Consider the following 24139-nt stretch of genomic DNA (forward strand, 5'->3'; position numbering starts at 1 on the left):
CCAGCGCCAAGGCAGTGAAACCCGCCACGGCCGGCAACTCGGCCGGTGGCGGGTTCAAACTGGTTTAGTGCGTCAGAGGCAACACCTTGTCAGCCAGTGCCTGCGTGCTGGTCAGCATGTTGGTATCCCGTGAGGAAGCACCGGCATACAGCGTGAAAGTACCCGCCGGAACATGCCATTGATGCAGCGTGGTATCCCAGATCGCCATGCGTTCTGGAGGAACCGCCATGGTGATCTGCTTGCTGCCACCCGCCGGGAGCTGAACTTTCTGCCAGCTAACCAGCCTGCGCGGTGGTTCGCCTGCTGCGGCAGGCAATGCCACGTAAAGCTGCGCGACCTCTGCACCCGCCACCTTGCCGGTATTTTTAAGCGTGAATGTCACGCTCACATTGCCGGAGGCATCGGCCTTGGAACTCATCGCCGAGTACTGGAAGGTCGTGTACGACAAGCCATGACCAAACGGGAACAGCGGCTGGATATTCTGGGCGTCGTACCAGCGGTAGCCCATCTGCAATCCTTCGCTGTACACCACATTCAGATCGGTACTTGAGATGGCCTTTTGCGGCTGGTCGGTATCGTTCACCGGGAAGGTAATCGGCAGTTTGCCAGATGGATTCACCGTGCCAAACAGGATGTCCGCAATGGCCGGCCCACCTTGCAAGCCTGGGTACCAGGCTTCCAGCACGGCATGAACGTTGTTCACCCAGGGCATGGTCACGGCAGTACCGCTTTCCAGCACTACAATGCTGCGTTTGGCGCTGGCAGCCACTGCACTGATCAGTGCGTTCTGGTCGTAAGCCTGGTTGGCCGGATCTGCCGCATTGTCGGGCAGGCTGAGCGAAGCCAGATCGCCGCCTTCCGTTTCGAACTGCGTACCAAACACGATCGCCACGTCCGCTGCTGCCGCCGCGTTGGCAGCAGCGGCTGCATCTGAGCCATCGAAGTAGGTCACCGTCGCGTTCGGGGCCTTGGCCTTGATCGCATCCAGTGGAGACGACTTGTAATACGTCGCGCAACTGGTCACGCCAGCCACGGCGGCATTCGGTTGCAGGCAGGTCACCGCGTTGCCATCTCTTGGCGGCGTCAACGCCGAACCGCCACCGGCCATGACGCCCACATCGGCGTGGCCGCCAATGACCACAATCGAGTGGATGGCCGAGCTATCCAGAGGCAGTGCTGCGGTGGTACTGCCAGCAGGCGTGGCATTCTTCAGCAAGACCATCGATTGCACGGCCGCGTCATGGGATGCCTTGTCGCCCGCAGCCTGGTCAATGGTCCCGCCCAGCGTGGCAGGCGAATCCATGATGCCAAGGCGGTAGAGAGTACGCAGCCTGCGGAACACCATGTCATCCAGCCGGGATTGCGGAACCGAGCCAGCTGCCACCGCAGTGGCCAACTTCTGGTTGAAGTACGTTTTGATGCCATAAAAGCCGAGGCTATCATCCGTCGAGCCGGCTTCTTCTTCGTCCAGGCCGGCGTTGGCAGCCAGCACCGTATCGGTGACGGCCATGAACCAGTCCGACTGGACCTTGCCTTTGTAGCCCCACTCATTCTTCAGCACGTCGGTCAGCAAATAGCTGTTCTGGCACGACTTGGCACCGTTCACCATGTTGTAGGCACACATGACGTTGCCAGGCTTACCTGCTTTGACGCCGATTTCAAACGAAAGCAGGTGGAGTTCGCGCAAAGTGCGTTCATCAATCACCGAGTTGGAAACGAACCGGTTCGTCTCCTGGTCATTGGCGGCAAAGTGCTTGATGGTCGCGATCACCTTTTGTTCCTGGGTGCCCTGGGTCCGCGCGGCAATCATGTAACCGGCCAGCACCGGGTCTTCGCCCATGTACTCAAAAGTCCGGCCGTTACGCAGCTCACGCGCCAGGTCGATACCGCCGCCGAGGCCTTCGGTGTAGCCAATCGTGCGCAACTCTTTGGCGATTTGTGCTCCGTAGTCATGTGCCAGCGTGATATCCCAACTCGCGGCCAGCGCCAGTGGCGACGGCATGGCGGTGGCGCCATTGGCCACGACCGTGCCGTTGATGGCCTGATACACGCCCGTGGCCGAGTCTGCTGTGTAGAAGTCAGGAATGCCCAGGCGCGGGATACCGGGAATATACCCGGCGCCCCCCAGTGGGCCGGTTTGCGTACCCACGCCATGTACCAACTGGATTTTTTCGGCCTGGGTCATTTGTGCCAGCATGGCTGTTGCCCGCTGGTCTGCCACCGTATCGGCGTCTGCCGTGGTAGCCGGGGTGGTATCACCCCCTCCGCCACCACAACCGGCGAGGATTGCAGCGCATAGCGTAGTTAATACCCATTGTGTGCGAGTCGTCTTCTTCATTGCTACCTCCAGCTCCATGTTGCCGCTCTGCCGACTTTGTATCGGCTTGTCGGGATTTCTTTTCTGGAGCTGATGGTAGACGCGTCGAAAAAAAACCGTTTTGCATAGGGTTTCCTCATTTGGCATCAGGTTGCCAAATGTTGGACGAGGGGTAAGGCAATAACCCTAAATGTAATGGTGTATGTGTATCGGGATTGTGGCTGGATAAGGCTTTGCGGGCAGGTCCGTGATTATGGACCGGCGCGTGTTGAAGGCGCTGCCCGCAGGCAGGAGACACTCAGAGATCTTTGGCAGGATGCCAGGCAGCGGTGTCGTTCAACCGGTCAAAAAGCGCCTTCCCGTCTTCCTCCGACAGTGGAACCCAGCCGAGTAAATCCATAAACAGCAAGCCTGAAGCGGCCAGCCAGCGTAACGAGGCCAGGTCCGCATCTACGGCTTCATCGCGGATTTGTGCCAAAGATTCAACGTGATCAGCACTGACTTGATGAAGCAATTCCGGCGCCTGCACCAGCGCCGCCAACAACGCCAGATTCACCGCCTTGTGCTCACCGCCAGACAAACCTTGCAACGCTGCGAGATGGCCATGCAGGAGAGGTTCGGGCACTGCCGTTTGGGCATCGGCGTTATATCCGGATACCGTTTCCGTGATGAACTGCTGGCGGTGTTCCAGCAGGGCGTTGAGGAGTTCTTCTTTGGTGGCAAATTGATGCAGCAGCCCGCCCTTGCTCAGACCACTTTCGGCGGCCAACGCATCAAAGGTGAGTGCACCGACACCGTCGCGCGTCAAAATGGCATGTGCCGCTTTGATGGCTTTCAGTCGTGACTGTTCAGAACGGGTGACGTTATCCATTTGCTTGCTTGATTGGCTTGATTGCGTTCGCTGTGATGACTTGTTGGCCGGCTAACGAACTATTTCGTTTCAGCCGGTTTTTCCAGTGGGCGCCAAAGGTCACTGTTACCCAACTTGTTGAACAGTTGATTGCGTTCGTCCTCAGAGAACGGTGACAACCCAAAAACACTCAGTAGTCCTAGCCCCCACCCCGCTGCCCAACGCAGGTGAGCAAGATCCGGGTCGACGGTCTCGGCCTGCGCTTTGACGAGGCTTGATGCAATGCGTTGGCCCATTTCCTGCATGGCTTCCGGCGCATCCAGCAACGCAGAGAAGATGGCGCGGGCAGGCGACTGGGCATTTTCGACCATGGCTCTCATCATGGCAATTTGCCCGACAATGAATTGTGGCGCAGCGTCAGACGGCTGTGTCGCAACGAAGTCGTTGCGAAGCGCCCGGAATGTCTCGGCACGAAACGCCAGGATGCCCTGCAATAAATCTTTTTTTGAAGGGAAATGACGCGTGACCGCCCCCTTGCTGAGACCGGCTTCGCGGGCCACCGCGCCGAACGTCAGCCTCGCCGCACCGTCACGGCCCAGAACGACAAGCGCCGCTTTGACAATTGCACGTCGGGTTTGCTCTGAGCGCGCTTGCCTCGTCGCCAAAATCAGTCCTTGAGTGACTTCACTGAAAAGAATGCAAGCATAACTGATGCGGCCTGCCGCGGCCTAATTGGGGTCGTTCGAGGGCAGCTTTTATCACCGACTCCTTCATGTCTCCCGTCAGGTTCCTGATACATTATAAAAACCGTCCAGTCGGTTTCTAATTTGCATATTTTTGGTAGACTGCGTCGCATAATCACTTCTGTCGGTCTCTGGCCTTACGGGCGCGGGGCTATCAAAACGCTTGTGGAGAAAAAATGGCTATTCGGAAAACGGGTGTTCGCGGCACGTGTTTCGCATCTATTGCGATGCTTTTGTCAGCCGCAGCAGTGCACGCAGCCACCGGCAGTGCGCCTGCTGCTGCCGCAACAACAACTCCGCAGGACTTGCCTGACGACGGGCTGCACTACTCGCTGGGTTTTGGCGCCTTCGTGGCTCCGAAGTATTCCGGTTCCAGCGATAACCACGTCGTACCAGCGCCATTGTTTGGTGTGCGCTACGACCGCTATTTCATCGGCACGGTTCCGGATGCCAATGTGCCATTTGGTGTCGGCGCTTATCTGTATCGCGACAATACCGTGCGCGTCGGCGTGGCCGTTTCGGCTGACCTGGTCAAACCCCGCAAATCGTCTGATGACGCACGCCTGACCGGCATGCCGGATATTGAGCGCACTGCGCGTGCGACCCTGTTTGCCAGCTACAACCTGGATTGGGTGTCTGTGGTGGGCGCAGCCACGCAAGACATCGGCGGCAAGGATCAGGGCGCTACCGCTACGCTGGACTTGCTTGGCAAATATCGGCCCACCGAACAACTCACCCTCACTGCAGGCCCTGGTGTCACCTGGGGCAGTAGCCAGAACAATCAGACCTTTTACGGCGTGACTGCAGAAGACAGCGCCCACTCCGGGCTTGCAGAGTACACACCGGGCTCGGGCCTGGCCGCAATCCGCTTCTCGGTCGGGGCGATGTATCAACTGGACAAACGCTGGACCTTGGGCGCGCGCATTGGGGCGACCCATCTGCCTGGCGATGTCGGTGACAGCCCGATTGTCGAGAAGAAAAACCAGATGACCTACGGCGTCTTCACCAACTACAGCTTCTGATACCTGGGCGCGGCCAGATTGTTTGCCCAATCTGGCCGCCGCATTGCGCTGTCGAACTGATCACAGGCCACGCCATGCCAGATATGTGTCGCCATCTACTTCGCCACAAGTTGAACACTGTCTTGCGCTATCTGACCATGCTGGTCATGTCATGCACGGTCACTGCGTGCGGCGGGCTCCTCAGTCCGGACGGGTTGGCACACGTGTATCACTCAGCTACCGAAAGCCTTGCATCGCTGACCACTTCGGCCTCCGGGAGGCAGACCTCCGCTCAACCAGTAGTGCCCTACCTGCCACTCAAAGAGGTCTGCATTACCTCGAATGAGCAAGTCGCCATTCCGGATTTTGTGCCTGCCTTGCGGCAATTACTGGATGACTATGGGCTGGTCAGCCGTGTTTATGCACGCGGCACCACGCCCCATGGCTGCGCCGAACTGACGTACACGGCGATGCTTCGACCTGTACAGCAAATCCAGAGCACACGCATTCCGCCCACACTGGCCAGCGCGTCTTTGACACTGAGACGCGACGGTACATTGCTGAGCGCAGCCAGTTTTGAAGAACACAGCCCAACGGATGACTGGCGCGATACCGTCACCAGGCTCGCCCAACTCGTAGACACGTTGTTGTCTGGCAAGCAGTCGCCACTGGTGACATGTGTATACGGGGACCACTGCGCTGCCCTGGCCTATGAACAAACCCCGTGAGTAAACAGTTCTGTGTCGAAGTCCCGGATGCCTGGTGTTTGCTCGGCCTGCCAAGGAGCATTGCAATGGTCTGGATTGTGCTGGTCGCCCTGATGGGTTTGCTGTTTTTAAAGCGTTACTGGTCAAACCACGACCCACGCCGACAGGAAAGGCAGCGCAACGAAAGGCTCTGGCGCAATCTTGATGGTGCGCTGGCGGATATTGAGGCTGTGTTGAAGGATACGAAAAATCCTCTCCAGCGCTCCACCGAGCGTGTGCTAAGGCAAGCGGACCAATCACTGAAAAGAGCCCGGCTCATCATGGATGACACCCGCGAAGCCAGACAAACCCTGGAGCAGACCTTGCTGGAAATAGGCCATGCCGTCCATGCAATCCGGAACCTGAACGACGCTCTGGAACGCCCCACGCCGCCCGCCCATAAGGAAAAACCTGTGCGTACAACGCCTTAGTGGGCCGTCGGCATTCCCTTGCTAAATTATGACGTCTATATGAAGGCCGCTGCGTTCACTACCTTGACCCGCATTGGGTAGGTGTTTTCAGCTGTGCATGCGGGAGAAAACAGTCATGTCCAATCGCATCAAAACGGTCACCAGCAAACTGGCCCAACTGGGCCTTGAATGCGCGCGCGACGCGGGTATTGGCCCGCTGGAATTCCAGCGGCGGACGGGTATTTCGGAACTTGAGGCACGCACGGCCGGCGGCCGGATTTCCGCAGAGAAACATATCGCCATGCTCAACCTGATTGAGCGTTTGCCCGGTCAAGAGTTTAGCAACGACCAGATGCGCGCCATCGCGGCCATGGCCCCTTTCAGCACCACATTTGGCGTCATTTTCAATTCGCGCACCCTGCACGAGGCATTTGAAAATTTCCTGCGGATCAGGCCGTTGATTGGCGAAGTCGATGCCTTGCAAATGCGCGAGGACTTGGGGCAGTACGAATTTACCTACGCGCTGGATAGCCCTGCGGACCGGACCTCACGTGCGGCCTATGGCAACCTGGCCGTCATGGTCATGCTCGCACGGCAGTACACCGGTAACGACAAGATCTTTGCCACCTTCGAGTTGACCGGCAAACCGTTCCCTGGCTGGCAACGCCTGCAGGACAACGATGGCAGCAAGATGCTGTTTGAACGTCCGCAGAACCGGCTCGTCCTGAGCATACCCAGCGCCAGGGTGTCCTACGAACTGCATAACAAGTTTGCGTTCGACGCCATTTGTGGCCAGGCCCTTACAGAGGTCAAAGCGCTACAGGCGCAGTTTTCGTTTGCGGCGCGGGTACTGGCGTTGACGGACGACATCGTCTGCAACATGTCGGTGTTCGCCCCGGAAAGCACGCTTCTAGCGCTGGTCTGTGACCGGCTAGCGATTACGCGCTCCGGGCTGCACAAGCGTTTGCAGAAGGAAGAGACCAACTTCCAGAGCATCATGACGCAGGTTCGCATGGCCAGAGCGAAACAACTGCTCATGCAGGACGACACGCCTGTCTCTGTGGTGAGCGACTTGCTGGGTTTTTCGTCTGTATCCGTGTTTTCGCGGTTTTTCTCAGGACAAAGTGGCGTATCCCCCTCGCGATTCCGGCTGAATGAAAAACCGGATGCGTAACCCTGCGATCGCATCAAGGCCACGGCACGCAATCAAGTTCAAGCCACGTCATTTTGCACACCGCGCTTGATCCGGTGATCTTGGCATCACCCACCCTGGCGGCGCTACTGGGCGGGTAGCCCGGCAGAGGATTGCGCCATGCCGGCGTGTCCTGCCGCAGCACTCATGGACTCTGAACGTGCCATCAAACTCAGACCGATGACGGCAAGCCCGGCGAAGAACGCGGGGAGAAAAAACACTTTCGGCATGTCCAGCACCTCAATGCCCAGCCCACCGGCCATACCGCCAAGTGCGGAAGCCAGCGCGGTGGAGCTCATGAAAATGGCCGAAGCAGTGGCCACCGCGTTGGGCAGCAGGCGTTGCGCCACAATGATGCCGAGGACCATATAAATTCCCCACACACCGCCCATGAGAATCTGGCCGGCAAACATGCCAATCACGGAGGGCCATAGCGCAAAACAGAGATTAGCCAACACGGCCAGAACGGCGGCAAGGCTCATTAGCCATAGATTGCCCAGTTTGCGGCCCAGCACGATGCTGAACGGCATGATGAACAACTCGATGAAAGGCTGAATCCCGATAACGGCGCCCCGAATGACCGGGCTCAGTTTCAGATGCTCCTCCATATAGATCAGAAGGAAGCCGTATTTGATGGGTTCTCCCGCGTACACCAGGACAAAAAGCCCCGTGAACGCCAGCAAGGGCATCATGGCGCGATGACTGCCATGTCCGGCTGCCTCATCAGATGAAGTAACTTTTATCGGGGCTGTCGGGTTCAGTTTTCCCAGCGGCAGTACTTGCAACAAAGTGCAGACAGCCGTCATCCAGAGCATGGGGCGCAGCCCGAAGCTCGCCGCGACCCAGGCACCCACCACCGGCCCCACGATCCAGCCAGCGGTCAGCGCCATGCGGACGACGGCAACAACGCGATCATTCTCGCTGCCGGGGCTTTTGCTGAGTTCATCATGAACCGCTGCGAAAATCTGCGAGGCCGTTGCGCCGGAAACTGCCAGCAAGGCGACACCAATAAAAAATGGCATCCAGATTGCGCTGGACAGCGCCATTGCGGCCCAACCAGTAAACCCTGCTACCGCGCATATCCGGAACAACCCTAAGCGGTTGCCTGTCCGGTCTGAGTAACGCCCCACCCAATATCCGGCAAGGGGTGCCGCCAGACTGGTCAGGTAGTAAAACCCGGCCAACGGCAATGAGGCGCCAAGCTCCTTCACCAGAAAAAGTACAATCTGCGGGGCTGCCGCTGAGGTACCCAGCCCGGAGAGAAACATGGCAATCGTGGCGCCGAGAAAAAGCTTCGAAGCGGCGACCTGATATAACGCAGAGCTACGGCCTGTTGGACTAAACATGGTTTACGAACGTCTCGAACTGGAAATGAAACCCAAGACAAAATCGCTCAAGTCGTGTTTGCCTAACGGTGCACTCGGGGCTTTCTTTTTCAAACTTCAAAACCCCGCTTATTGACGCTTCAGCGCTCGTCGAAACGTGCGGGGTCTGATGGGAAACAAACGATAACTACACGTTATCAGGTGGCGGCATTTTTTCAGCCTGGTACTTGGCAATGAATATCCCTTCGTTCATGGAGTCCATTTTCTCCTTGAAAGGTCGGGTAGTAATTTCAGCTTTATGCAGACCATCAATGACATAAGACCATTTCCAGAAAAAACCGGATTTCCACACAGTTACCCGCAAATGGTGCCCGGCGTGAATAAAGTCTTCCACCAACGTGTCATCAGTCATTTAGCCATCCAGTTATGAGCATGCCTGATCATAAACACAAGCCCGGCATACGGGGCATTTTCTTTTTGGAAATCATAAAACCGTACCCTGCCCTCGCGGGAAATCAAATCATCCGCGACCGTGCCGTTCGCAATACAGATGCCGCGGTAACACGGCGACGCAACCCCATGGGCGCACGGGATACACGATATCGATCGCTGCCCCGTGACTGGTCTTGCATCGCGGTCAATGCCTCAGCATAGCGTTCAAAAGGTGGGGATTCATCATCTTATGTTGGTTTGCGCGTAAACCGTTGTTCAGTAACCGGGTATCCCCATTGAGAGCCTGTGTCTTCCCAAGTCAGTTCAAAGCCGAAAGATTCATACAAACGGCGGGCAGCATCCAGCCCTTTGAATGTCCATAATTGTGTTGCGCTGAAGTTGTGCTCATCGCAAAACGCAATGGCATTGGCAAGCAATTGCCGACCCACGCCGGTTCCACGGCACCCATCATCCAGGATAAACCAGCGCAGGTGCGCTTCGTTACTCCCTAAATCCTGGCCATCAATCGCAATTGATCCAACGATTCGGCCATTTTGTATTGCCGACCAGATTTGATTCACCGGCTGGTGCAGTCGCCCCATGAATTCCGCTGCCCCGGCGGCCACTTTGCTCTCGAAAAACTGGCCAAAGTCCCAATGACGGGAATAAAAATCGGCGTGCATCTGCGCAATCCGTCCGACCAATCCGGGTCGATAACCGGTGTGAATCTCAATGGTGTTGCCCGAGGTCTCATCTGATTGCAGGTGGCGTTGTTTCAATGCTCCCGCATAAAACCCCATGCCTTGCGCAACGAGGCTTTGTTGCTCGGGGTTGAGCCGCTTCAGGGCAGAGATAACCTGTTGTTGGCCATGCGCATGGATCTCTGCGATGGTTCGCTTCCCCTGGGCGGTAAGCGCGAGTTGTTTGAAGCGCCCATCGTCCAGTGCTGCTGTTTCTTCAATCTCTCCGGCTTCTATCAGTTTTCCTGCCATCCTGCTGACGCTGGATTTCTCTAACCCGAGCGCCTGGACCAGTTGAGCGGCAGGCATCGCGCCATGCATATCAATTTCGAGCAATGCATGGACCGCGGAGGGGGAATAGCGAGTGCCCGCCAGAGTGGGTTTCATGAAACCCAACTCGCGCACCATCGTTCGTGATGCAGCGCGGATTTCTTCGATCAGAGAAGGATTGATGCTCATTTTTGACAAAACCTGCATAACAAGTTGCAACATACAACTACATGACCAAAGCATACGACACCATGGTTGTATATTGCAACCATCTCAAAAAACCCGTGCCACGGCAGGCAGCAGACGGTAGCCCACCGTTTGGCCGGTAAGCTAGACTCGTGGCCGCAATCGAAAAGAGGCGCTGTGTGGACCTTGCTGCCGTAGCTTGCCCAGCCAAACCAGGCGACATCCCCGCGCGCTGATTTTCCCGCACATACCCACAAAAAGCGGCAGACAACTCTCGCTGCAGGAAAACAGATATGGCTAACAAGATTACATTGGTCACCGGTGGTGACCGCGGCATCGGTCGTGCAACTGCATTACTTCTCGCCAGCAAAGGCCATAAAGTGTGTATTGGCTACCGTACGCGAGAAGACCGTGCACACGAAGTGGTTGAGCAAATCCGGCAGGCCGGGGGCGAGGCGATTACCGTGCAGGCCGATATTTCGCAGGAAGAACAAGTTGTTGCGCTCTTTTTGCAAATAGACAAACACTTTGGCGCACTCACCGGGCTGGTCAACAACGCCGGTATGCTGATGCAGCAAGCCTCGATTGAACAACTGAACGCAGGGCGACTGGCAACGCTGTTTGCAACCAATGTCGGTGGTAGCTTCCTCTGTGCCCGGGAAGCAGTAAAGCGCATGGCATGGCGTCATGGCGGCCAGGGCGGCGCGATTGTGAATGTCTCTTCGGCAGCCTCACGCCTGGGTTCGCCGCATGAATATGTCGACTACGCCGCCTCAAAGGGTGCCATTGATACCATGACCATCGGTTTGTCTCTGGAGGTGGCAGGCCAGGGTATCCGGGTCAACGCGGTCCGTCCAGGGTTCATCTACACGGAAATGCATGCTGACGGTGGCGAGGCCGGTCGGGTCGACCGGGTAAAAGACAATTTGCCCATGAAGCGCGGCGGCCAGCCTGAAGAGGTGGCACAAGCAATTGCCTGGTTGCTCTCCGATGAGGCTTCGTACGTGACCGGGAGCTTTATTGATTTAGCAGGCGGGAAATAGCCTGCCGCATTGCCTGAGATCGCCGCACTGGCCCATGCCAACCAGCAATCAGCAATCACAGCCGTTTATTCTGCTGATCTCCACCCGTTATCCACCCATAAAAACGCCTCAATACGTTGAGGCGTTTTTATGGGTATCTGTGATCAGCCTTCAATGGGTACCCGACGCTGGAGCACCACATGCGTGGCTTTCTCAGTGCCCACGGATTGAACGCACTCATACCCCAGCGCGCGCATGTCGAGCCCTTCGAATAGCCGCTCTCCCACGCCCAGCAAAACCGGTGCGATTGCGATATGTAGTTCATCAATAAGCCCTGCGCGCAGATATTGCTGGATGGTGGCGGTGCCGCCGCCAATGCGCACATCCTTGTCCCCGGCCGCTTCACGGGCACGATCCAGCGCTTCATGAATACCGCCGGTGACAAAATAGAACGTCGTCCCGCCCTCCATCACAATCGGCGCGCGCGGGTGATGAGTGAGGATGAACGTTGGAACGTGATAAGGCGGATTGTCGCCCCACCAGCCCTTCCAGTTCATGTCCGGCCAGTCACCACGAACCGGCCCGAACATGTTTCTGCCCAGAATCCAGGCACCCACATTTTCAAAGCTCTGCGCAGCGAAGTCGTTATCGATGCCTGTGGTCCCGCCGTCAGCACCAAACAGGGTTTTCTGGAATGTGTGTGTTGAGACCAGCCATTGATGCAAATCCGTGCCGCCCTGACCAAGCGGGTTCTCCAGACTCTGGTGTGGACCGGCGCCATAGCCATCAAGCGAGATGGTGAAACCTGCAACGCGAACGCGTGCCATTTGCGTACCTCCAAGTGATTGATGTCTGACACTGTAGTGAACACAGCAAGATGACTGCGTAATCACCGCCCACGCTGTGCAACAAGCTACAGAGAATAGCGGCGACCTGGTGTCGCATCTGCCTGCTGCAGTTTTGCCCTGGCCGGCCAGCGTAGAACACATTCGGCTTCAGAATATGGCATAAGCATACTTGAGAAGGGACTGGATCGCTGTGGGCCATCCAGACTGGGCAATCAGGGCATCTTCGACAAGCCAGCGAAAATAGCCAGCCATTGCGGGGGCAAGCGTATGCGGCCAGACATTGTTAATCGGCTTCAGACCGGGAAAGCCTGTTTTCTGCTGAGCGATCATGACCGGGATCTGGCGGTTCCTTTCATTGAAACCTGGTTCTTTCATGGGAAAGATCTGTTTCATGAGACGGGATTTGAGGTCTGGTTTTTTCCAGAACCATCACATTTCCTGGATGGATATGTCGCACAAAACCTGGAAGGTTGTGAGCCCGCCAGCGTCATGTCCGTTCCCGCTGACGGGCTGCCAGACTTTGTTGACTGGCAAGGCTTGATTGATGAATTGGCCAAGAACACGTCACTGCAAGATCAAGGGAAATTCCTCTCGCAGCGCGATCTGTAATACTCAATTTTGTTGCCGCACAGGCCTGAACCAGGCAACGCTAGCGCTGCAGGCCGTTTAACCTGGTTTACCTCACTCGCTCCGCCACCCACGCCAGCACATCAGTCATCACCTCCTCCTTACCCACATCATTTAATGGGTCGTGAAATCTGCCGTCATACAGTTTGAGCGTTTTGTCGGTGGACCCGGCTTGTTCAAACAGGCGTTCGCTACCGCTTGGCCTGGTCGCGTTGTCGGCGGTGCCATGGATGATAAGCAGCGGTGATATCAGCGAAGAAAATGACACTCTGAGCCGTTCGTTCGCGCGGATCAGGGCCGCGGCGGTGGCAAAAGGCTGGGCTTCGCCGGCGATCAACGGGTCATCGTTCATGGCTTGCACGACGTGCAAATCGCGGGAGAAGTCAGCGTTTTTCAGGGTTAGCGCACGCGCACGGGGCGCGATGTGGCTGATACCCTTGAGTATGGTAAGGGCGAAGTCCGGTGCGGGGACTTCAAAAGCGAAGTCTTCGCAAATCAGCCCGGCCAGTTCAGCACCATGATCCAGCCCGTACAGGCACGCAACAACGCCGCCAGCACTATGGCCAAGGATGAAGAGCGGCGCGTTGGGCTGAAGGGTTCTGGCATGGATCACCAGCGTGGCCAGGTCTGCGACGTAGTCGTCGAAACTCTCCACGTAATAGCGGACACCACCGGATTTGCCGCGTCCGCGCAAATCGACCGCAAAGGTCGCATAACCGGCATCGGCAAACTGCTCGCCCACCCATTGATAGTACCCGCTATGGGCGTTGAACCCATGGCAGATGGCGATCAGCGCGCGCGCCGGGGTGAGCGGCAGCCAGGCGCGCGCGTACAACGCCCCTGCACTGCCGCGCAGTGTCTCCTCGTGCATTGCTGCCACGTTAGTGGCCTTCAATGGCAAAGAGGATATCGGCAAAGCCCGGGACAGTTTTCTCGCGGTTCCAGTCGCGTTGTAGTTCACAGATCAGCTGCACCCAGGAAGTGGGCCTGGCTCCGGCCTGGACCAGTCTTTCAAGGCCGGCCTGGTGTGCTTCCAGAGATGTCCCGCCGACACAATCGACCACCGGATAAACCTCAAACCCTTCGTGCAACGCGTCCAGCGCAGGGTGGACCAGGCAGACCTCGGTCCACAGCGCAGCCATGATCAGCTTCTTGCGTTGCGTCGCCTTGACCGCGCGGTTGAAATCCTCGTCTTCCCAGGCGTTGATCGAGGTGCGATCAATCACGTCGACCTCAGGCAACACCTCAGTGATCTGGTGGATTGTCGGTTGATTGCGACCGGTTTTTACATTCACCGAGGTCAGCACGACGGGCATTTCGTACAACTTGGCAATCCGGGCCAGGGCAGTGATGTTGGCGACCAGCTCACGCTTGGAGCGCGAGGCGATGGATGAAACCTGAACCGGCTGAAAATCAATGATCAGAATAGCGGCGTTGTGCGGCGTAATCAGGTGGTCATCAACGGCACTACGGGGTTTTGCATAAGAGGTCATCTTGCTCTCCTTGGGGAGTGAAAGCACATCTTCAACATCAACCGGAACAGGTCAGATGATTACGGACATTGCCCTGCGGGCCGGTCGATAAAGGTACGAATGGCCTTCACAGTGGGGCCAGTTTGTTCTTCCATCAGCCAGTGACCCGAATTGGCGATCACCACTTGCTGCACGTTGTCGGCGGCAAAGCGCATGATGTACGCCATGGTCGCGCCCAGCGAATGATCTCCACCAATGGCCAGCACCGGCATTTGCAGGCGCCCGCGAGAGACCGATTGCCGGTTGTCTATAACGTCCTGGTCAAATGCGGCAAACTGCAGGAAACCCGCGTGCATGCGGCCAGGCTGGGCATAAAGCGCGGCGTAATGCTGGCGCGATGCCTCAGGGAAATGGGCCGGATCGGCTGAGAAATCATTCCAGAAACGGTCCAGATAAATGCGTTCGCGCCCCGCGACCAGGCGCTCCATATCCGGGCCGCCAAAACGGAAATGCCACAGCAACGGGCTTTTGAGGATGTCATCCCACGGGCCAACACCCGGGACAGGGGCATCCATCATGATGAGGCGCGTAGTGCGGTCGGGGTGAGCCTCTGCAAATGCAAAAGCCACCATATTGCCAATGTCATGCCCGACCACCACCGCTTGCTGCACCTTGAGCGCATCCATCACGCCCGCCACATCTTCCGCTTCGTTTTTCTTGGTAAAACCTTCTTTGGCGACAGCCGACAAGCCCATGCCACGCAAATCCGGCGCGATGACGGTGTGATCACGCATCAACTCTGCGGCCAGCGGCGCCCACATGTCCCCGGTATCGCCATAGCCATGCAGCAGTACCACTGCCGGGCCACTACCACCCACACGAACGTGGATAGTGGTGCCATTTGAAGCGATGTCCTGAGTGCGAAACCCACTGGGGAAAGTGGTCTGGTCTGCAAATGCCACCTGGCTCAATGCCATTACGGCGGCAAGTATCACGAATGCCCGTTTCATTGCGATCTCCTCGTCTGAGTGGTCGCATCTAAGCATCGTGAAAGCCGTGCATCTTGATCAATTCCTCCGTCCCCTGGCGAAAATGCGCCCTTTTTTGGTTGTTTTCCGACATATACAAAACACGTACATCCGGAACGGGGACATTTCAGACAAAAAAAGATAACAACATTCAAGACCAGGAAAGCAGCGATTGATTTATGCTTCCGTCAATTATTTGTTTGCTAATGGACAGACCAAGGTAAGTTGATATACCCGGTGACAACACCTACAAACCGGGTTGGGGGAGTTCTCTTTGAGGCGCAATCTATGCAATCCGATCTTGGTTACAGCCGGAACTTTGTAGAGAAGTTCAGGGCAGACTCGGTCTCGCAACTCATTACCCGAGGCCCCAAAACCTCTCGTTTGCTCGTATCGCGTTTGCGCCGGGACACCGCCGGTCACGGGCTGGTCACGCCCCCTCAGGGCGACGCGGTGTTTTCGGTACTGCTGCAATTACGCGAGCAAAAACAAAGAGAACTCTTCCTGGATGGCCGCTGCATTCATCGTGGGGCGTATCTGGCGCGAACGACGAGTGTGGTGAATCATCTTGAATTGCCCTGTGCCAACCTGATCAGTCCATTCGATAACCTGATGTTCACGATTCCGCAAAGCGCGCTGAACGAAATCGCAGACGAGTCCGGCGTGGGGCGGGTTGATCATCTGTATTGCGAGCCAGGCGGGGTGCTGGATGAAACGGTGTGGCATCTGGGCAATGCCCTCTTGCCCGCGCTGGAACGACCGCATGAAGTGAATTCGATGTACGCCGAACATGTCATGCTGGGCGCCTATACCTATTTTGCGCAAACGTTTGGGGGCATGCGGCCATCCAGAGAACGTCCGGGCACACTGGCGCCGTGGCAGCTGAAACGCGCCATGGATGCCATGGGCTCCCAGATTGATGCGGATGTCTCGCTAAAAATGCTGGCTGCCGCCAGTGGCTTGTCGGTCAGCTATTTTATCCGGGCCTTCAAAGCGAGCACCGGCGAACCGCCGCACCGCTGGATGCTCCGTCACCGTGTTGAGCGTGCAAAAGATCTGTTGAGTGGCACGGAGGCAACGCTGGCTGAAATTGCCATCAGTTGCGGTTTTGCCGATCAAAGCCATTTCACCCGCGTTTTCAAAACGTTTGTCGGGGTCAGCCCGGCGGCATGGAAGCGTAGTATCCGTCACTAATCCCTCCCCAAAAATCCGCATGGCAAGGCCAGGAAGGCCGGCTTGCATGCGGTCAGGCGCTTGCTGGTTTACTACTGCGCACCCACCGAGCCTGCCATGGCAAGGCGCAAGGTGATCCTTACAGGCAGCATGCCGTTTGTGACCGTTACCCGCACAACGTGTTGTTACGCTTGCCAAACCTGCCTGCGCACCGAAAAATAGCCCTGAATAACACTCTGGATCACCAGGGTGATCGCCCGCAGCACATCTGGCAGCGCACATCGCATGCGCCATGCCAGACACAAAACAGACTGATATGACCACCCCGCTCGCATCACCGTGCCGACACGTGATTGAACACGTGCCCATTTTTCAGTCGTACTGCGCACTTGCATTGCAGGCGGCGAAGATTGGGTGTGCCTGTGCTGCGGATGGCCGGTGCAACGGGTAAGCGGTCGTCCAGATGCGCGCCAAACTGCCCCTTGCCGAAGACTGTAAACCGGGCTTTGCGTATATCGAATACGTGGGCAGGCGCACGGTGTTTATTTCCAAGAGCGTGGAGTTGCACTGTCGTCGCTGCGGCAATACGGAACATGCTGGCCCGCTGGAGCTATTCCGCACTTTCAAAACCTGGTTTTTCGTTAACGAATACGGGCTCGAATGCCTCGAGTGCAATTGGCAGGAGTTCACTGCCCATCCTCGCTTGCCGGCCAGCAACTCACGCTAAATCCCGCGGGGTTAGCGCCGTGCCGCGGCAAATACCGCCCAAAATGCACCTTTAGGCTGGCCTTGCGCATCAAACAGCAGCGGTTGGTCACGATGATCTGACGGTGCATCCTGATTGAGCCAGGTGCCCGCGTCGGTCACTCCCCACCACGTCACGGCGGTAACATCCGGATGATTGTGAATCATGCGCATGATCTCGCCATAACGCCGGGCCTGCAGTGCCAACAGGTTTTCACGCGTATCGTACAGATGGTTATCTTTCCATCGGTACAGGCTCATATCCAGCTCGGTAATCTGGTTTTCCAGACCCAACCGGGCGAAAGCGGTCAAGGTTTCATCTATGGCCGCAACGGTCGGGTAAAACACGGAAATGTGCATTTGATGGCCAATGCCATTGACCGGCACGCCCCGTTGCAACAAGCCTTGTACCACCCGGATCAGGCAGCGCTGTTTGGCAGGCGCTTCCGTTGAGTATTCATTGATGAACAGGCGCGCAGCCGGATCTGCAGCGTGGGCGTAACGAAAGGCGTAATCCACATAGTCTGGTCCGACCACTTGATGCCATTTGTCATCACGCAGGCAGTCGGGTTGTTTCTCATCAATGATTTCGTTGACGACATCCCAGACGTAAACCTGCCCTTTGTAGCGCCCTACTTCGGTCTCGATATGCCGCTTTAGCCGCGCCAGCACCAGATTGCGGTCCGCCGGCTGGCCGTTGGTGCCCTGCCACATCCAGTCCGGTGTATGCAGGTGCCAAAGCAAGGTGTGGCCACGGATGGCCATGTCATGGCTTTGTGCAAAATGGACGATTGCATCGGCCGCTTCGAAATGGAACTCACCCTCGCGTGGTTCGGTTGCCATTGGTTTCATGGCGTTCTCTGCCACCACGCTGTTGAATTGTTCAGCGATCAGGGTGCCTTGGGTTTTGATGTTTTTCTCATCTACCGCCGCACCGATCAACAATTGCCCTTGCCAGGCTTTGGCCAGCGACGGCTTAGGCACAATTCCGGTAGTTTGGGCTGGTGCGGGCGTGTTGCTGCTGCAGGCCAGCAGCGCACTGGTAACCAGCGTGCATGCCAAAACACGTGCGATACAGCCGGCGATCATCGTTTTGCCTCCACCCGTTGCATCTCTACCCAATGTTGTAAATCCTGCACGACTGCATTGATCAAGGTCTGCCAGTCTCCCGCTGAGGTCTGCCAATACAGCTTGAATGTCGGGTACCACGGTGAATCTGTGCGGTGAGTCAGCCAGCGCCAGTCCGGTCGGAAATCCGGTAGCAGCACCCAGCAAGGTTTGCCCATCGCACCCGCCAGATGCGCTACGGCGGTATCGACCGTGATGATGAGATCAAGATTGCTGATCAGCGCGGCAGTGTCATCAAAACTCTGCAGTTCTGGTCCCGCCGCGAACAAAGAGGTCGGCACGGGCTCGACCAGCCGGGCTGATTCAGCCGGCCCTTTTTGCAGGCTCACAAACTGGATGCCAGGCACCATCAGCACCGGCGACAGCAAATCCAGCGCCGGGATAGAACGGTCTTTGTCATTTTCAAATGCCGCATTACCCTGCCATACCAACCCGACCCGAGGACCTGTTCCCTCTAGCCGGTCTTGCCACTGCGCGGCTTTGAGCGCATCTGCAAACAGATACGGGACGTGATGGGGAATATTGTCTAGCCGCGTGCCAAGGTACAACGGCAGGCTCATTGGCGGGCACCAATAGTCCCACCCGGTTTGCGGCACGGCCTCGTCGTAGCCGTAGACGTCGTCGAGCGTCGGCATACGCTGCAACAAGGTCTTGAGCGGTGGATGGCAGACCAGGCTCACCCGGTTGGCGCCCTGTGCCTTGAGCAACGTGGCATAGCGACAGAAATGCAGCATGTCACCAAAGCCAGCCTCGAAACCGATGAGAAAGGATTTGCCGGAGATCTCTTCGCCCTGCCAGCGCGGGAACTGAAAATAACGCCCGAGCGGATCGTCCGAGCGCGCCTCGCGCGCCGCCCAGCCTTCCTCAAAGCGCCCCTGACGCATCAGGATATAACTGAGATTGAAACGCGCACGGTGGTAGTGCGGATCAATATCCAGCGCATGGCGATAACAGGCTTCTGCTTCGTCCTCACGCTTCAGGCAAGCCCACAAGACGCCCAGGCTGGACCATGCCTGCGCGGAGTTCGGTGTGAGTTCCAGCGCCTGCCGGAACGCCAGTTCTGCATCATCAAAGCGTTTGTGATTGAGCAACAACACGCCCAGGTTGAGGTAAATCTGCGTGCTGGTTGGCTGTAACGCCAGCGCGCGGCTGTAACTGCCTACCGCGTCCGCGATCTCGCCTTTGCGCTCCTGCAATAGCGCCAGATTGGCCCAGATCGCCGCTTGATCCGGCGCGATCGCCAATGCCATTTTGTAGTGCGCTTCTGCAGCGGGCAGATTCCCCAACTCCAGCAAGCGATTGGCTTCATCAAACTGGTGCTGAACCTCAGGCGAATACGTAACAGACATGGATGGGTTCTGATAAAAGGCGTGAGTTGAGGTCAGTGTAGCGCCAGCAGTGCTGGCCCCGAAACCTGTCATCAAACGGCCATGCTAACTCTGACAGGGTTACAGAGCAGAACGAAAGATTATATTAAGCCCGTGCGCACGCAATCCCCCCAGCGCATTCTGGAGCATTTGACAGGCCCCGGTGTTCTCCCTGCATCGGGGTATTTTTTTGTCAGCACCAGGCTTTCAGTGCCAACTTCAATTAACGCAATTAACGTCGCGTTGGCGTGTCTTGGGGAATCTCGACCGCCATCAACCCGGCCAGCCAGAAACAGAACACTGCGATCAACAGCGCCAGTATGCCCAGCGTGATGCCCAGTTGTTTGCCATGCCACAGGTGGCCCAGCCAATCGTTGAACTGGGCGACCAGCACGCCGGATGTACCGCCAATACGCTCCATCTGCGCGGTGTACTGGCGGCCCTGCATGGCTGAACTCGCCGAATCGACGACGTCATCGGCCAGCCAGTAGATCAGCCCGCCGCCGATCAATCCGGCAAACAGGATAAGCACACCGGCAAGGCGCACGGTGGCGTGCGCGGTCCACGTCTTGCGCGCAGGTTGCGGCACGGGCGGAGGGAAATCAGGCATCGACATGGCGGGTGGTCGGGATTTATACGGTTGTAATGACTAGCATAACGCTTCATGGGCAAGGTTGGCAGACGAGCTATCAGATCATTTGGGTCGGGCCCGTTCAGCGCAGACTGAGGCTCGAAATCACACACACCCTGGAACTGTCCATGAACAGTCTTGAACTTGAGCGCATCGCCAACGACTTGGCAACGGGTGCAGGTTGTCCGGGATCGCCAAGGTTGGGATGGCATTCCCGAGAATTGATTGGCTCCGAAATCCGATCAGACCCTGATGCAGCCCAGAGAAGGCAGGGTCTGCGCGTACAGACCTCGCTCGCCATAAAAAACGGCAGCCAAAGCTGCCGTTTTTTTCAACCCGTCAAACCAGGCGCTCAGCGATTCACCGCCGCAGCCAGACGTCGTGCGCCTTCGGCTGGTGTCATGGCTTCATTGGTCCAGAACTCCGCCACTGCTTCGATCAGTGCCTTTTTCTGGTCATCCTGCACCGCCATGTTGTGCGCCCAGGACGGCACCAGCGTGTTGCGGCTGGCAGCAGCCTGGAAGTCACGCGTAGATGCGCGGCCGTAGGCGTCCAGCTTGTTGGTATCCACATCCGTGCGGGCCGGGATACTGCCTTTGTGCTTGTTGTAGGCCAACTGACCTTCGTGACTGACCAGCAAGCGAACAAAGTCCAGCTGGGCTTTGCGGCGCACCGGGTCATCCTGCCGGAAGAAGGTCAGTGTGTCGGCGGCAAAGCTGTACTCGCCGCCCACGGAGGGCGCCGCCCAGAACAGGTAGTCTTCACCCGGCTTGCGGTTGGCTTCGTCCAGCTCACCCTTCACCCAGTCACCCATCAATTGCATGGCAGCGCGGCCGTTGATCACGTCCGCCGTGGCCAGGTTCCATTCACGCCCAACCGAATCAGGTGTGCAGTATTTCTTCAGCCGGCGGAAGGTTTCCAGCGCACGCGCCATCTGCGGGCCGTTGAGCGCACTGGCATCCAGCTTGCTGAAGGCCTGCATGTAAAACTGCGCACCGCACAGGCCCAGCACCACGGATTCAAACAGCGTGGCGACCTGCCATTTCACTTCACTATGTGCCAGCGGCGTAATACCGGCCGAGACCAGCTTGTCGCACACCGTGAAAAACTCGTCCCAGCTGGACGGCGGCTGTGTGACGCCCACGCGCTTGACCAGGGTGGCATTCACCCACAGCACGTTCACGCGTGCCACACCCAAAGGCGCTGCCACGTACTTGCCATCGGCCTGCATCATTTTGTCCAGCGCAGACGGCAGAATACGGCTCCAGCCTTGTTCATTGGCCACTTCGCCCAGGTCAGCCAATACACCCTTGCCAGCCCAGTTCTGGATCTTCACGCCACCAAATGCGGCGGCCGTCGGCAGTTTGCCTTTTTCGACTGCGGCCTTGAGCATGCCAGGCACGTCTTTACCACTATGCATATCAGCCCAGTGGTGGCCCATCTGGTTCAGACGCAGTTTGATTTCGGCCACGGCGCGCGCACCGCTGGATGCAAACCAGCCATGCAGCACCTCAATATCTTCAAGACGGAAACGCCCTACCACGGCCATCAAGTCACGGGCGCGCTTGTCCAGAGACTCCAGCGCACGGCGGGCCTGTTGCAGGGCCGAATCAGACGCCTGACTCATCACGTTGATCTGCTCAGAGGACTGAGCCATCGTGGTGGCCGCAGAGGTTTGCTCTTGCGTGGCGTCGGCAATGCCCTGGATCACGTCGGCCATTTGGTCCATGCGCGCGCCAATTTGCAGCATGTGCTCACGCGCAACATCGGCCTTCTCGACACTGGCGGACACCTGGCTTGTGGTGCCTTCCATGCTGTCGACGGCTTTGCGGGTTTCTTTGTTGACCGATTCAATCAGACTGGCGATCTCTACCGTGGCGTTGGCAGTGCGCTCAGCCAGCTTGCGTACTTCATCGGCCACCACGGCAAAACCGCGGCCTTGCTCGCCTGCGCGTGCGGCCTCAATGGCGGCATTGAGTGCCAGCAGGTTGGTTTGCTCTGCAATATCCTTGATCACCACCACGATGCTGCCGATCTTCTGGGAATTCTTGCCCAGATCGGTCATCGTGCTGCCCAGTTGCTGCATGGATTGCGCCATGCTGGACACTTCATCTGACACGCGCAGCACGGCCTCAGCACTTTGGCGCGAAAGATGCGTGGTTTCTTTGACATTGCCATCAACGTCTGAGGCGTTGTCGGCAATGTGGGTGATGCTGACGGTGATTTCTTCCACCGCCGCAGCAGAAGCCGCCGCAAAGTCACTCTGGACATGGGCGTCTTTCACCAACTGAGCCGTCACGCCAGTCAGTTCTTTCAGTCCCAGCGAGAGGCTTTCCATATCACGCTGAACTTCACGGAACGTGACTTGCAGGTCAGACACAAAATGGTTGAACGCGTTGGCGATGTCGGCCAGTTCTGGCGCGCCGGTCGCCTCAACGCGGGTGTTGAGATCGCCCCCCTTTTCCACCAGCGTGGTCAAGGTATTGCGCAGACGGTTGAGCGGTTTCAGGGTCAGGCCGACGGCAACCCAGATACCGGCCAATACGGCCAGCAAGATAACAACGGCCACAGCAGCAATGGCACCACCGCTGGTGATGCCCAAAGCGCCAATCAGGCAAGAGGCAAGGATAAAGCCGACAACGACAAGGGCCGCGACCCACAGAAGAATGCGGTTCTGGATGGACATATCAGGATTCCAGGCTGTTTGTTTCCACTCATGACATACATAGCTGATATTTCTTTTTTTATGTGCAAACCATATCCGGAACTATCACAAAACACCACCGGATTTTTGATATACGCAACATTAGCTTACGGAATAGTAGATTTTTTGTAGCGTTTTCGTCTTCGGACAAAAAATTGCTTTCATCAAATGAAATGTATACGCAAATCAGCTGGTGATACCTCTCTATGATTGTGAGAATACGCCCACATCATTTCTCCGTTGCCGGTCTGGCCACAAGACCAGGGCGCAAAGTCATTTGATTCAAATCAATGCCAATCGTCGCTCATGCAATCAGCATGCTGTTATGCCATTTGAGAATCACACGATGCAAACGCTGGTGCAATGGGATGACAGTCTGTCGGTGGGTATTCAGGAAATCGACGAACAACACAAAGTGCTGGTGGCGCTGCTCAACGAGTTATATGAAGCCATCCACCGCCATCAAGGTCGCGCCGCTTCAGTCGACATCCTGGGCCGACTGGCGGATTACACGCGCATCCATTTCACCGTGGAAGAAAGTCTGATGCGTATTCTGGGTTACCCGGAATACGAAGAACACAAACAGCATCATGAGATTTTGATCGCTGATCTACGGGTGTTCCAGGCACGGGTTCAGGCGGGCGACGCGGTCACCTTTGAGCTACTGCATTTTTTGCGTAACTGGCTCACTCATCACATTCAGGAGGGTGACACCCGCTATGCCGCGTTCTTTCTGGAACGCGGCGCGCAGGCTACCTGGCAAAAAAAGAGTTGGCTGGACCGTTTCTGGTCTGGCATGACGGGCTAGCCGCAACTGGCTTTTTTGATGACTCCGGCCTCATCAACTTCCAGGTTCAAACGCGTGATGTTGTAGTCCATGGTGACGGCATCACCGGGTTTGATCACCCGTAGCAGTTTGGCACTGGCCTGCTGGCGAATGCTGTCGAGTTGATCCGGCTCTGCCATCTGCCCTACCCGCGCCTGCACCGCGTCTGCGTTGCAGTGTTCTTGTGCTTCTGGCGAGGCAGGTGCCGTGGCCGGCCCTTTGTTGCTGGCGCAGCCTGTCAGGCTTGACGCCGCCAGCAACGTCATACTCATGATCAAAGCAATACGCATGACGGCTCCTGGCTTGGTTCCGGGGATTTCAACATAGCAGAGCGTCAAGCGCCCCGAGGTCTGACAG

The 24139-nt window shown here is 57.1% G+C and carries 24 protein-coding genes; 8 read left to right on the forward strand and 16 right to left on the reverse strand.

What is annotated here, in order from left to right; all coding sequences use genetic code 11:
- Positions 1-64 precede the first annotated feature (64 nt).
- The 3 genes from IEX44_RS03300 to IEX44_RS03310 all read right to left on the reverse strand — a co-directional run bounded on the left by IEX44_RS03300 (position 65) and on the right by IEX44_RS03310 (position 3832).
- Entirely contained in the window at positions 65-2338 is a 2274-nt protein-coding gene (locus IEX44_RS03300) for a beta-glucosidase family protein (RefSeq protein ID WP_188688762.1), read from the reverse strand.
- Positions 2339-2615: 277 nt separating this feature from the next.
- Positions 2616-3188, reverse strand: coding sequence for a TetR/AcrR family transcriptional regulator (locus tag IEX44_RS03305; RefSeq protein ID WP_188688764.1), 573 nt, complete (start codon positions 3186-3188; stop codon positions 2616-2618).
- A 59-nt stretch (positions 3189-3247) separates the two neighbouring features.
- Positions 3248-3832 carry a TetR/AcrR family transcriptional regulator gene (locus IEX44_RS03310; RefSeq protein WP_188688767.1) on the reverse strand — a complete coding sequence of 195 codons (585 nt, stop codon included), beginning with the start codon at positions 3830-3832 and terminating at the stop codon, positions 3248-3250.
- 254 nt (positions 3833-4086) lie between these two features.
- Between IEX44_RS03310 and IEX44_RS03315 the strand changes: the two genes are divergently transcribed.
- From IEX44_RS03315 to IEX44_RS03330, 4 genes are all read left to right on the forward strand, one after another.
- Positions 4087-4932, forward strand: coding sequence for a MipA/OmpV family protein (locus IEX44_RS03315; RefSeq protein ID WP_188688770.1), 846 nt, complete (start codon positions 4087-4089; stop codon positions 4930-4932).
- 110 nt (positions 4933-5042) lie between these two features.
- The gene (locus IEX44_RS03320) at positions 5043-5639 is read left to right on the forward strand and encodes a hypothetical protein (RefSeq protein WP_229678717.1); all 597 of its coding nucleotides are present in this window, start codon (positions 5043-5045) and stop codon (positions 5637-5639) included.
- Positions 5640-5704: 65 nt separating this feature from the next.
- Positions 5705-6088 carry a hypothetical protein gene (locus IEX44_RS03325; protein WP_188688777.1) on the forward strand — a complete coding sequence of 128 codons (384 nt, stop codon included), beginning with the start codon at positions 5705-5707 and terminating at the stop codon, positions 6086-6088.
- 115 nt (positions 6089-6203) lie between these two features.
- The gene (locus tag IEX44_RS03330; RefSeq protein ID WP_188688780.1) at positions 6204-7241 is read left to right on the forward strand and encodes an AraC family transcriptional regulator; all 1038 of its coding nucleotides are present in this window, start codon (positions 6204-6206) and stop codon (positions 7239-7241) included.
- A gap of 104 nt (positions 7242-7345) precedes the next feature.
- On the opposite strand, the gene IEX44_RS03335 is transcribed toward IEX44_RS03330, so the two are convergent.
- The 3 genes from IEX44_RS03335 to IEX44_RS03345 all read right to left on the reverse strand — a co-directional run bounded on the left by IEX44_RS03335 (position 7346) and on the right by IEX44_RS03345 (position 10248).
- Positions 7346-8605 carry an MFS transporter gene (locus IEX44_RS03335; RefSeq protein WP_188688783.1) on the reverse strand — a complete coding sequence of 420 codons (1260 nt, stop codon included), beginning with the start codon at positions 8603-8605 and terminating at the stop codon, positions 7346-7348.
- Between the two features lie 166 nt (positions 8606-8771).
- A complete protein-coding gene (locus tag IEX44_RS03340; protein WP_188688785.1) occupies positions 8772-8996 on the reverse strand; it encodes a hypothetical protein in 225 nt (74 codons plus the stop codon).
- Between the two features lie 268 nt (positions 8997-9264).
- Complete coding sequence (locus IEX44_RS03345; RefSeq protein WP_229678718.1) at positions 9265-10248, reverse strand: helix-turn-helix domain-containing GNAT family N-acetyltransferase; 984 nt, start codon at positions 10246-10248, stop codon at positions 9265-9267.
- 257 nt (positions 10249-10505) lie between these two features.
- Here IEX44_RS03345 and IEX44_RS03350 point away from each other — a divergent pair, with 257 nt between their 5' ends.
- Positions 10506-11255, forward strand: a complete 750-nt coding sequence (locus IEX44_RS03350) for an SDR family oxidoreductase (protein ID WP_188688789.1) — start codon at positions 10506-10508, stop codon at positions 11253-11255.
- A gap of 143 nt (positions 11256-11398) precedes the next feature.
- On the opposite strand, the gene IEX44_RS03355 is transcribed toward IEX44_RS03350, so the two are convergent.
- The 5 genes from IEX44_RS03355 to IEX44_RS03375 all read right to left on the reverse strand — a co-directional run bounded on the left by IEX44_RS03355 (position 11399) and on the right by IEX44_RS03375 (position 15191).
- Entirely contained in the window at positions 11399-12061 is a 663-nt protein-coding gene (locus tag IEX44_RS03355; protein ID WP_188688792.1) for a dihydrofolate reductase family protein, read from the reverse strand.
- Positions 12062-12229: 168 nt separating this feature from the next.
- Positions 12230-12475, reverse strand: coding sequence for a hypothetical protein (locus tag IEX44_RS03360; RefSeq protein WP_229678719.1), 246 nt, complete (start codon positions 12473-12475; stop codon positions 12230-12232).
- A gap of 283 nt (positions 12476-12758) precedes the next feature.
- A complete protein-coding gene (locus IEX44_RS03365; protein ID WP_229678720.1) occupies positions 12759-13670 on the reverse strand; it encodes an alpha/beta hydrolase in 912 nt (303 codons plus the stop codon).
- A complete protein-coding gene (locus tag IEX44_RS03370) occupies positions 13591-14202 on the reverse strand; it encodes a hydrolase (protein WP_188688798.1) in 612 nt (203 codons plus the stop codon). Before IEX44_RS03370 ends, IEX44_RS03365 begins: the two co-directional genes overlap by 80 nt.
- Before the next feature lie 59 nt (positions 14203-14261).
- On the reverse strand, positions 14262-15191 hold the full coding sequence (locus IEX44_RS03375) for an alpha/beta fold hydrolase (RefSeq protein ID WP_188688803.1): 930 nt from the start codon (positions 15189-15191) through the stop codon (positions 14262-14264).
- A gap of 306 nt (positions 15192-15497) precedes the next feature.
- On the opposite strand from IEX44_RS03375, the gene IEX44_RS03380 reads away from it, so the two are divergent.
- Both IEX44_RS03380 and IEX44_RS03385 read left to right on the forward strand, forming a co-directional pair.
- On the forward strand, positions 15498-16403 hold the full coding sequence (locus tag IEX44_RS03380; protein ID WP_188688806.1) for an AraC family transcriptional regulator: 906 nt from the start codon (positions 15498-15500) through the stop codon (positions 16401-16403).
- A 442-nt stretch (positions 16404-16845) separates the two neighbouring features.
- The gene (locus IEX44_RS03385; protein ID WP_188688809.1) at positions 16846-17109 is read left to right on the forward strand and encodes a hypothetical protein; all 264 of its coding nucleotides are present in this window, start codon (positions 16846-16848) and stop codon (positions 17107-17109) included.
- Between the two features lie 11 nt (positions 17110-17120).
- Here IEX44_RS03385 and IEX44_RS03390 read toward each other — a convergent pair whose 3' ends face one another.
- From IEX44_RS03390 to IEX44_RS03405, 4 genes are all read right to left on the reverse strand, one after another.
- Positions 17121-18215 (reverse strand): endo-1,4-beta-xylanase, encoded by a 1095-nt coding sequence (locus IEX44_RS03390; RefSeq protein ID WP_188688812.1) that lies wholly within the window; start codon positions 18213-18215, stop codon positions 17121-17123.
- Entirely contained in the window at positions 18212-19603 is a 1392-nt protein-coding gene (locus IEX44_RS03395) for a tetratricopeptide repeat protein (RefSeq protein ID WP_188688815.1), read from the reverse strand. The genes IEX44_RS03390 and IEX44_RS03395 overlap by 4 nt, the downstream gene beginning before the upstream one ends.
- 250 nt (positions 19604-19853) lie before the next feature.
- Positions 19854-20231, reverse strand: a complete 378-nt coding sequence (locus tag IEX44_RS03400; RefSeq protein ID WP_229678721.1) for a hypothetical protein — start codon at positions 20229-20231, stop codon at positions 19854-19856.
- 373 nt (positions 20232-20604) lie between these two features.
- Complete coding sequence (locus IEX44_RS03405; RefSeq protein WP_188688820.1) at positions 20605-22938, reverse strand: extracellular solute-binding protein; 2334 nt, start codon at positions 22936-22938, stop codon at positions 20605-20607.
- Between the two features lie 364 nt (positions 22939-23302).
- On the opposite strand from IEX44_RS03405, the gene IEX44_RS03410 reads away from it, so the two are divergent.
- The gene (locus IEX44_RS03410; protein ID WP_188688822.1) at positions 23303-23764 is read left to right on the forward strand and encodes a bacteriohemerythrin; all 462 of its coding nucleotides are present in this window, start codon (positions 23303-23305) and stop codon (positions 23762-23764) included.
- Here the strand turns inward: IEX44_RS03410 and IEX44_RS03415 are convergent.
- Entirely contained in the window at positions 23761-24072 is a 312-nt protein-coding gene (locus tag IEX44_RS03415) for an I78 family peptidase inhibitor (RefSeq protein ID WP_188688824.1), read from the reverse strand. The two genes, IEX44_RS03410 and IEX44_RS03415, sit on opposite strands and share 4 nt — an antisense overlap.
- Positions 24073-24139 lie beyond the last annotated feature (67 nt).

It is taken from the genome of Silvimonas amylolytica, assembly GCF_014645555.1.
GTDB lineage: Bacteria > Pseudomonadota > Gammaproteobacteria > Burkholderiales > Chitinibacteraceae > Silvimonas > Silvimonas amylolytica.